Below are 9593 nucleotides of genomic sequence, written 5' to 3'. Positions count from 1 at the left end.
AAGATTGAACTTTGGCTAATTTCTTAATTACTTCAAAAGAACTGTGTGGTTCTTTTCTTTTTAAATCGCACAACTGTTTAGTTTTCAAAGACCAATCTAAGTCAAAATTATAATTAATACTCCTTGTTTTGTCAAGCAAATTTCGACTTAAATTTTAAAATTTACCTCAATTTAGAGGATTTATGTCTCTCGGCTTATTGTTGCGCCGCGACGACAATGAATAATATAACACGCCTCCCACCTTGCTTCAAGTTCCTTTAAGTGCTGTTATTCTTGTTTTTTCTCTCTTTAGTCTTAAATACTCCTTTGTTTGCCGTTTTTTCTTCAGCGAACGTTTTTTTAACTATAAAAGCTCATGGGGATTTATGATCCCACATGAGCTTAATAGTTTTAGAAGTTTATTCTCGCGGTTTTAATGTAGGGAACAAGATTACATCCCGAATAGATGATGCATCTGTTAACAGCATTACTAGCCTGTCCACACCAATGCCAAGCCCCCCTGTAGGAGGCATTCCATACTCTAGTGCAGTCACAAAATCATCATCCATCATATGGGCTTCGTCATCTCCAGCTTCCCTCTGCTCTACCTGCTTTTGAAATCTCTCTTTTTGATCAATCGGGTCGTTCAATTCAGAAAAGGCGTTAGCCAACTCTCTACAGACTACAAAAGCTTCAAATCGGTATGTAAAGCTAGGGTCATCTTCTTTGCGCTTAGCTAAAGGTGAAATTTCAATAGGATAGTCCATAACAAAAGTAGGCTGTATTAGTTTTGGTTCTACAAACTGTTCAAAAGCCTCGTTTATTATAATACCCTTAGTAACTTCTCCTTCTATCTTTATGCCTAACTTATCAGCAATAGCTTTAGCCTCTTGGTCATTCACTCCACTAAAGTCCACGTCAGCATACTTCTTAATAGCATCTACCATAGTTATTCTTGTCCACGGAGGTGTTAAGTCTATTTCCTCACCTTGATAATTAACTACTGTAGTCCCAAGAACTTCTTTAGCTATATGGGCAATCATTTGCTCTGTAAGTTCCATCATATCTTCATAGCCAGCATACGCTTGATACAATTCAATCATCGTAAATTCTGGGTTATGCCTAGTTGAGATACCCTCATTTCTAAAAATTCGGCCTATCTCATACACTCTCTCCATACCACCAACTATTAATCGCTTCAGGTGAAGCTCTAGAGCAATCCTCATATAAAGATCAATGTCAAGAGCATTATGGTGAGTAATGAAAGGCCTAGCAGAAGCACCACCAGCAATAGCATGCATTGATGGTGTTTCAACCTCTAAGAACCCTCTATCATCTAAAAACCTTCTCATTTCTTTTATTATCTTACTTCTAGCCACAAACACATCACGAGATTCAGGATTAACCATCAGGTCAACATAGCGCTGTCTATATCTCATTTCCACATCTTTAAGTCCATGCCATTTTTCAGGAAGTGGTCGTAACGACTTGGATAACAACTCTATATTGCTAACCTTAACAGTAATCTCACCTTTTTTAGTTTTAAAGACCGAACCTTCTACACCTACAATATCACCAATGTCCATTTTGGTAAATAAATCATAGGTTTCCTCACCTACAGTATCCATCCGCACATAAATTTGAATCTGTCCAGACAAGTCTTGTACATGAGCAAATGCGGCCTTACCATGTCCCCTTTTTGCCATTATCCTTCCAGCAATCAATACTTTGTCTTCTTCCCCAAAGTTCTCAAAATTAGCTAGTGTTTCTGCCGTAGTATGCTTAGGCTTAAAGTTCGTTCCAAAAGGGTCTATGTTTTTGTCTTTTAGTTCTCGCATTTTCTCTCGTCTTACCTGTAGCAATTCATTTAATTCCACATCCACAAAAATACCCCTCTCTATTTCTCCTTGATGTCAATAACCTTATATTTTAACAAACCTGCAGGAACTTCTACATCAACTTCATCACCTATACTTTTCCCTAAAATTGCTTTCCCTACAGGTGACTCATTTGATATTTTATTTTCTGCTGGGTCAGCTTCCATAGAGCCAACAATGGTGTATTCTATCTCATCATCATATTCCATGTCTTTTAATACAACAGTAGTTCCTATTGTCACTATTCCAGCGGCTAAATCCTCTTCGCTAATAACTCTAGCATTTCTCAATTTTTTTTCAAGGGTTATAATTCTACCTTCTATAAAAGCTTGTTCATTTTTTGCATCTTCATATTCGGAGTTCTCACTAATATCACCAAATTCTATTGCTTGTTTAATACGCTCTGCTACTTCTCTTCTCTTAACTGACTTTAACTCCTCCAGTTCCTTTTCTAATTTTTTTAGTCCATCTGGAGTTAAAAATATTTCTTTTTCAACCATTATCTCTCGCTCCCTTTTCACCTGATTGTTTTAGTGCAAAATCTAAAACACAGTTGTAAATCAATATATGTTATTTTTTAGATACTTATACTCCTATTGGCGAAACCAATAAATGTAATATATTTGTATGCTCTTTATTACTACAATAAGCACTGCCACCAATTAGTGGTGACAGTGCTTCTTTATATTTTTGAGCAAATACTTATTGGTAATTATATAGAGCAAGTACAGTTTTTGTCAAGGCTTTTTGGCTTATAAAGTTGATGCAGCGGTTAATTTTTTTAATCTTTCAATAGCTCTAGCTTGAATTTGCCTTATATGGTCGCTTGATACCGCTCTTTCAAAGCTTCTAAAGCCCGCCAGCTTAAATCCGTGCTTATCAGCCATTTTTTGAATATCTTCCACTTGCTTTAAAGACAATTCTCTACCTAAAGTGTAATTCTCAAACCTTTTCTCCAATGTCAGAATCATCGTTTCAGCCATACAGGCGTAAGAAGTCTTCTTAGGAAATCCAAAGTCAAAGTTAAATTCAACATCTCCAGGAACTTCTACAACTCCACCTTCTATAATTAGTACATCATCTCTCTCTTCCGCTACCTTCTTAGAGACATCCCGTGGCCTAGCTACATCGCATATAACCGCTCCTGGCTTAATATCCCCAGGCTCAATAACGGATTCAGCTGATCCGGTAACGGATATAATAACATCTGCTTGGGATACAGCTTTTTTTACATTCACAGTTGTGTTAATAGCTAGCCCATATTCATATAACAACTTATTAGCCAGCTTATCAAGACGCTGTTGATCCCTTGCTACTATAACCATATCCTTTGTCTCACGAGCCATCAAATGAGCACATACATTGCCTATAGATCCTGTAGCCCCTATTATTGCAACCTTAACTTCTTTTAAGTCTTTTCCCATTAATTTAGCTGCTCTTTTTGTTCCCTCTATGGCAGTTGCTACAGTATAGCTGTTCCCTGTTGTAACAGGAATATTTAAATTCTTAGCTACTGTTATCCCAGCATCGCCTACTACAGAAGTCATAGCTCCAAGTCCAACTACTTTTGCACCTAACTTTTCTGCCAACTTACCAGTCTGTATAATTCTCTTTATAACAAAATCAGTTGGCAAATCCACCATCTGCTTTGCTGAAAGGGGACATGCAACAAACCATCCCTCTGTAGTATTATGCTTTGATTTTATATTAGTTATGTATGAAGCTTTTACTGGAGGCAAAAACCGCATAGCCCTTTCTACCATCTTTTCTGGAAGCTTTTTAGCAAAGCTAAATTTTCTATATATATCGCTTGTGTCCAACGGGTGAATAATAAAGGCAAATTTGTCCAACATAAATCACTCCTTCTCTTAAGCCTGAGCTTTGCTACCTCTTGTAAAGTCTACAATTCTTGGCTTCATGTGTAATTTTTTAATAATTTCCAAGTAATCTTCTGCAGTAATCTCTTCCATGTTTTTTTCTATAAGGCTAACTAAAACACCCTCCATCACATTAGTCCCAAAAGACCTACCCTCTAATTCCGGCGTAGTTGTAATTAGCTTACTAACCCCTTTTCGCTCTAAGTCTTCCATATCATTAGCTGTCACAGTGTTAGTTATTATAATTTTGCCTTTCATATCTTGTGGCATATATTTTTTTATAAAATGGAAGTCTCCAGCAATTACATCTGCAGTTTTGTAATAGTACTCATGCTTTTTCTTCACTTTATTTTGGTTATCACCTGTGGGGTAAAGATACTTAACAGGTAATTTGCTCATTACCGGAACAATTATTCGTCCTAACTTTTCAACTGCTTTTAACGATTTCAGTGGCAATGGTAGCCCTAGTGCAAAAATTAAATCTCCGTATACTACTGAACTCCCTATTTTATCAAATGTCTGCGCCATTCCAAATCTATCTACGGCACTGACCATTAGCACCTTACATTTTTTAAAGTCTACTATACCTTCTTTCTGTAAGTAGTCTATAGTCTTTCGTTCTAGCGTGTTCTTTAATCCACTACCATCAACTATAGGAGTTTTTTTCGCTGCCTTTGCTATTTTGACAGCCTCTCTCAAAGTATAACGCTTCTCACCTGCATAAATATATAAATCAATTCCGCCCATCCCAAAGGCGTCAACCTTTCCATCTAGTTCTTTTATTAGGGCTATTGCCTTATCTACATTACCGTCAGTTCCAACTCTCTCCACACTCAATTTTTCACCTAGTAACTCTAGCTCTACCTTGTGATTTCTTTTGCTAGATCCCAAGCTGACGCTAACAATTTTTTTCATAACTATCACCAACCTAAGCTTTATTACTTATACTAGCCAACAGCGTTCTTAACTGCTCTGGATCAACGTACTTATCTTCCTCTATTGGCGATTGTCCAATTTCCATCCCAAGCACCTGTTTATCTAGAAGAGCCTCAGCTACTTTAATCCTTGAATTACTACCAATAATTATGACCACATCGCAGGCTCTGGCTTTCGCAATAATTTCAGTAACTCGGTTTAATAGCTCCAGTCCATTTTTTTTTCCTACGAAGTCCCAACGCTCAGCTTCCGTCATTAGTAAATAAAACTCTATTCCTACATCTAAAAGAACCTCTTCTATCTCCTCTTTGTTTTTCAAAGGAAATCCGATGACAGCAATTGATGCCCCTTTTCTTATTTCTCCGATCCCTTCTAATCTAGAAATAATCGTACGGTCAGTTCTAAGCTTTTTAGCTACATCTTGCTGAGAAAGTCCCTGTTGCCGAAGTTTGAAAACTGAATCCACAAAAGAGTGAACCTTTTCTTTATTAATTAATTTATCACCGACTCTAACAATATCCATATGTATTCACCTACCAAATAGTGTGCACAACTTTGTGTACATTTATACTGTTTCAATAGTATCAAAAATGTACTTAAAATTCAAGAAAAAAAAGAAGCATAGCCATTCAGCTATACTTCTTCTTTTAGCAATTGCTCTAATTGTACTCTCATGCCACCAAAACCAATCCCTCGGTCTTCACAATAGTCTCTAATTGTCATAAGGGGATTAGGCATGATGCCTCCTAGTACTTCTTCAATTTCCTCTTGGCTCACCCCTTGATTTAGTATATCCCTAAAGGTAGTTACTCCTTTAATCGCAAAGTCCTCTTTCTCTACAAAAGTATCAATATCCACATCACTTAAATCACCTATTGTCACCGAATGCTCTTTTATATAATCTTCCCACTCTTGGCTAATACCTTTATCCAGTAATATTTCCACTGCTTTGTCAGGAAGAAAGGTCTCTTCTATTAATTGAGGAGTATTGCCTGTATACAGTGCCACAAAGAACTGCACCGAGCCATTTCCTATATCCTCATCTATGCCCACAACCTCATGGTAGATATCTTCTATATCTCCGCTTCGAATGTGGCTTCCCATAGGATGATTTTCAAAACAAAAAGCTCTTAGCACTACTTCTAATGGAATTTCAAACTGGTCACTAATATCCTGAAAGCGAAAGTTCCCTCTAATCTCTTCAGGTTCAGTTGCTACCGCTGTCCTCAGCTGCTCTCCACCTCTTTGGGTTTGCCATAGCTCCAATGCGTTAGCCCCAAATATTCCTCCAATTATTATCGTCACAATTATAAATCCCATTAATTTGCTGTTAATTCTCACGACTAATCCCCCTCATACCCATAATTACAGTATTAGGTGCAGGACAGATAGCCTCAGATGTGCATTCCATACAACCAATACATTGACTGTGTCGGATGGATTTTGCATCAGCCACATCAATATTCATGGGACAATTATTACTGCATAGATTACAGCTGACACAGGTATCAGGGTTCCGGTTTAGAGCAAAGACTCTTATTTTAGCAACAGCTCCTAGAACTGCTCCATAGGGACATAGGTATTTACACCAGGGCCGCTCAACTAAAAGTGAACCACCCAGTGTAAGAGCCAGGACAATAAAGGCAGTTACTGCAACCTCTCCTGTCCAAAATTGAAATAGGGCATAATAAGGATCGATTGATTTGAATATCAAGTGACCCATTTTGGCTGTTCCGTACAACACCCAGCCCAGAACCAGATATCGCAGATAACGCATTGCTGCATCTACCTTTTTAGGAATCATTTTATTGTATTTAAATCCAAATATTTTCCTGCCCAGTTTGCCAACCCACTCTTGCACTGTCCCTAAAGGGCAAACCCAACCACAAAATACAGCTCCAAATAAAAGGGTCATGGCAAACACTAGGTACATTAAAACAAAAGAAGACTGAAATATCTCGCGAGTATATGAGCCTACCACTAGATATTGATACATGCTTTCCACGCCCCCAAAGGGGCAGATGGCATGAATTGATGCCTCTGCCAAGAAAGGGATGGCGTTTCCTGTTTCAACTAATTGTCTGTTGGTGACAATCCCTGCTACAAGTAAAAAGAAAAACACCTGCACCAAGGCTCTAGTCCAAATCTTGTTCATCTGCTCTACTCCTTAGCTCGCTCTATCTTCCAGCGCCCCTCATCTGAGTGCCACGCCCTTCTTTAGGCTCGGGTGCTCGATTTAGGTTTTCTGTTATTTTTTCCTCTGCCATTTCAATTGTACAGCCCTCTGCTAGGTTATCAGAGCGAAACTCTACTACTGCATTAATTAATTCATCCCCAGGAACTCCTCTGTTTTCTGAAATCTCCACTGTACTCAAGCCCTCTCTACGCTCATTGCGAAAAGCATCAATATCCAGATTGAGGTAATCCATAACAAATTGCTTCGTCAAACCTTGACTCAGTCCAAAGCCGTTCATGTTTTTTCCTCTCACGCCATCGTCGGCTACCGCCATATTTGCAGAGCCCGCCACCAAAAGTGTTCCTGCAATAGCTGTTACTACAATTTTTTTAAGTTTCTTTTTCATTCAAACCAACTCCCTTTGTCAATTTTTGTTTACAATGCTATTGTACACTTAACTTTTCAAGAACTCTTTGGCAAAATATCAAGATTATGTCAAGAATCAAAAGACCTCGCTATCTCAGCAAGGTTTTTTCGTATTCCAGCATTATTCTATTCATTTCATCCTTTGTCTCAATGCGATTGATTAACTCCCGCATCCTAGTGGCACCAGGTAATCCCTTGATGTACCAAGAGGCGTGCTTGCGCATCTCTTTAACACCCATAACCTCTCCCTTATATATTACAATTAAGTCCAAATGCCTTCGAGCCATAGCAACCTTTTCGTCACCGCTTGGATCGGGCAATAGCTCTCCTGTGGCCAAGAAGTGATTTGTACGCTTAAATATCCAGGGGTTCCCCATCGCACCTCGCCCAATCATCACACCAGCACAGCCAGTATGTTCTATCATTCTCTTAGCATCTCCAGGTTCCCATACATCTCCATTTCCAATCACTGGAATATTTACCTCGTCCACAACTCGTGCAATGGCATCCCAGTCAGCACTCCCACTGTAGAACTGGCTTCTAGTACGGCCATGAATAGTTATTCCCACAGCCCCATTCTGCTCTGCAATTTTGGCCAACTCTTTCACTGTAATCTCATCCTGATCCCAGCCTAAGCGCATTTTTACTGTCACTGGCAAGTCCACTGCTTCAACCACAGCTCTTATAATTTCTTGGGCTAAAGGCAGATTGCGCATCAGGGCTGAACCTTCTCCGTTCTTTACTATCTTAGGGGCAGGGCACCCCATATTAATATCTATTATAGTGGCCCCACTGCGGGCAACTATTTTTGCCGCCTCTGCCATATAGCTAGCATCAGACCCAAATAGCTGCACTGAAACGGGGGCCTCTTCCCCCTCTATATCAATCAGCTTTTTGGTGCGATTATTGTCATAACAAAGAGCCTTATCACTTACCATTTCAGTACAAACTAGTTCACAACCCATTTCCCTTGCCAGTATCCGAAAAGTCTTATCAGTAACTCCCGCCATGGGCGCGCTGATCACATTTGTCTCTAATTCTATTTTTCCTAAACGCAATCAGATCAGCTCCTATTTCGGTTCATCTCATATATTATACGCAATCCGTCAACTGTCAGCATTTCATCTATATAGTCTATGGCCTCGGATTCTTCTCCAATAAAAGAAGCTAGTCCTCCTGTAGCAATAGCAATGGCATCTCCTCCTAGTTCTTGGCGCATCCGCTTAACAATGCCATCTACCTGAGATATGTATCCATAGACTATTCCTGCCTGCATACTAACCACAGTGTTTTTGCCAATTATAGTTTCTGGTTTAACTAGCTGAATACGTGGAAGTTTTGCCGCCTTTTGAAACAAAGCTTCAGTTGAGATATTAATTCCAGGTGCAATTGCCCCTCCCAAATAGTCTCCCTTTTCCGAGACAGCACAAAATGTAGTGGCCGTACCGAAGTCAACCACTACACAAGGTCCTCCGTATTTTTTATAAGCAGCTACTGCATTTACAATTCTATCTGCTCCAACCTCTCTTGGGTTATCATATTTTATTGCTATCCCAGTCTTAACTCCAGGACCTACTAGCACTGGCTGAAAGCCAAAATAACTTTCACACATTTCACTTAGTGCGGTGATAAGCGGTGGAACTACTGAGGATATTATTACATCACTAATATCCGTAAGTTCTATCTGATTAAAATCAAAAAGCTGTTTTAATAGCATCCCGTATTCATCAGCAGTCTTTTGCCTTTCAGTTGAAATCCGCCAGTTTACCTTAAGCTGATTATCATCACCATATATACCAATTACAATATTAGTATTCCCTACGTCAAATGCCAAGAGCATCCTGCCACCTCTTTTCACCTTTTTTCTTTCACATTTTATCAGATGGCTGTACCAATGGCAATAAGAAGCAAATTTTTAATAGTCTTCATTAGATGCTTCAATGATATTATCTTTTTGTGAGTTTAATTGATTTCCACATACAAAACAATCCTTCTTGTTTTCTCCCTCTACTGACACCATGGCTCCGCAGTTACCACACTTATAATTTGGCTCTGAATTTTCAGGCATTCCCATTCTAAATTCAGTCATCTCAACTACCTCCCAGCTGGTTTAATTTTCACGATTTTATTATTTGCTCTTTCCAATGTTCCCATGCGTTTTGCCAAAAAGTTATTATTACAAAATTCAACCAACTATGTCATAATAGTACTTGTCCTAATAGCATCATAAAGGAGCATTCCTGTAATGAATTTAAATGAGGATTGAATAAAAAAAGCCCCCTTGGTATTATACGAGGTGTCCGAAGCTGATCAGCAAAAAGG

At 38.9% G+C, this 9593-nt stretch carries 11 protein-coding genes; all 11 read right to left on the bottom strand.

All coding sequences use genetic code 11. From position 1 onward, the window contains the following. Nucleotides 1-398: 398 nt before the first annotated feature. The gene (lysS, locus tag GGQ84_RS14800) at nucleotides 399-1868 is read right to left on the bottom strand and encodes a lysine--tRNA ligase (RefSeq protein ID WP_429163581.1); all 1470 of its coding nucleotides are present in this window, start codon (nucleotides 1866-1868) and stop codon (nucleotides 399-401) included. A gap of 8 nt (nucleotides 1869-1876) precedes the next feature. Further along, nucleotides 1877-2356: a transcription elongation factor GreA gene (greA, locus tag GGQ84_RS14795; RefSeq protein WP_429163579.1), complete on the bottom strand. Its 480-nt coding sequence runs from the start codon at nucleotides 2354-2356 to the stop codon at nucleotides 1877-1879. Between the two features lie 252 nt (nucleotides 2357-2608). Beyond that, nucleotides 2609-3706 (bottom strand): NAD(P)-binding domain-containing protein, encoded by a 1098-nt coding sequence (locus GGQ84_RS14790; protein ID WP_429163580.1) that lies wholly within the window; start codon nucleotides 3704-3706, stop codon nucleotides 2609-2611. Between the two features lie 18 nt (nucleotides 3707-3724). Continuing rightward, nucleotides 3725-4648: a quinate 5-dehydrogenase gene (locus GGQ84_RS14785; RefSeq protein ID WP_429163578.1), complete on the bottom strand. Its 924-nt coding sequence runs from the start codon at nucleotides 4646-4648 to the stop codon at nucleotides 3725-3727. Nucleotides 4649-4661: 13 nt separating this feature from the next. Continuing rightward, a complete protein-coding gene (locus GGQ84_RS14780) occupies nucleotides 4662-5192 on the bottom strand; it encodes a transcriptional regulator (protein WP_429163577.1) in 531 nt (176 codons plus the stop codon). A 110-nt stretch (nucleotides 5193-5302) separates the two neighbouring features. Continuing rightward, the gene (locus GGQ84_RS14775; RefSeq protein ID WP_429163576.1) at nucleotides 5303-6010 is read right to left on the bottom strand and encodes a hypothetical protein; all 708 of its coding nucleotides are present in this window, start codon (nucleotides 6008-6010) and stop codon (nucleotides 5303-5305) included. Next, nucleotides 6000-6824, bottom strand: coding sequence for a 4Fe-4S binding protein (locus tag GGQ84_RS14770; RefSeq protein ID WP_429163575.1), 825 nt, complete (start codon nucleotides 6822-6824; stop codon nucleotides 6000-6002). Before GGQ84_RS14770 ends, GGQ84_RS14775 begins: the two co-directional genes overlap by 11 nt. 22 nt (nucleotides 6825-6846) lie before the next feature. Then, on the bottom strand, nucleotides 6847-7251 hold the full coding sequence (locus GGQ84_RS14765; RefSeq protein WP_429163574.1) for a hypothetical protein: 405 nt from the start codon (nucleotides 7249-7251) through the stop codon (nucleotides 6847-6849). A 109-nt stretch (nucleotides 7252-7360) separates the two neighbouring features. Next, nucleotides 7361-8329, bottom strand: coding sequence for a tRNA dihydrouridine synthase DusB (gene dusB, locus GGQ84_RS14760; RefSeq protein ID WP_429163573.1), 969 nt, complete (start codon nucleotides 8327-8329; stop codon nucleotides 7361-7363). Nucleotides 8330-8334: 5 nt separating this feature from the next. Continuing rightward, the gene (locus GGQ84_RS14755) at nucleotides 8335-9111 is read right to left on the bottom strand and encodes a type III pantothenate kinase (protein WP_429163572.1); all 777 of its coding nucleotides are present in this window, start codon (nucleotides 9109-9111) and stop codon (nucleotides 8335-8337) included. Between the two features lie 75 nt (nucleotides 9112-9186). After that, nucleotides 9187-9360 carry a hypothetical protein gene (locus GGQ84_RS14750; RefSeq protein ID WP_429163571.1) on the bottom strand — a complete coding sequence of 58 codons (174 nt, stop codon included), beginning with the start codon at nucleotides 9358-9360 and terminating at the stop codon, nucleotides 9187-9189. Nucleotides 9361-9593 lie beyond the last annotated feature (233 nt).

Origin of the sequence: Desulfitispora alkaliphila (genome assembly GCF_050433185.1) — a bacterium.
Lineage (GTDB): Bacteria > Bacillota > Desulfitisporia > Desulfitisporales > Desulfitisporaceae > Desulfitispora > Desulfitispora alkaliphila.
Note: the sequence above shows the minus strand (reverse complement) of the source record. Positions and strands in the feature narration are given on the sequence as shown.

Coding starts and splice junctions, on each gene's coding strand:
- GGQ84_RS14755 (WP_429163572.1), bottom strand. CDS start 9,111: ATGCTCTTGGCATTTGACGTAGGGAATACTAATATTGTAATTGGTATA.
- GGQ84_RS14765 (WP_429163574.1), bottom strand. CDS start 7,251: ATGAAAAAGAAACTTAAAAAAATTGTAGTAACAGCTATTGCAGGAACA.
- GGQ84_RS14750 (WP_429163571.1), bottom strand. CDS start 9,360: ATGACTGAATTTAGAATGGGAATGCCTGAAAATTCAGAGCCAAATTAT.
- GGQ84_RS14785 (WP_429163578.1), bottom strand. CDS start 4,648: ATGAAAAAAATTGTTAGCGTCAGCTTGGGATCTAGCAAAAGAAATCAC.
- GGQ84_RS14770 (WP_429163575.1), bottom strand. CDS start 6,824: ATGAACAAGATTTGGACTAGAGCCTTGGTGCAGGTGTTTTTCTTTTTA.
- greA (WP_429163579.1), bottom strand. CDS start 2,356: ATGGTTGAAAAAGAAATATTTTTAACTCCAGATGGACTAAAAAAATTA.
- GGQ84_RS14780 (WP_429163577.1), bottom strand. CDS start 5,192: ATGGATATTGTTAGAGTCGGTGATAAATTAATTAATAAAGAAAAGGTT.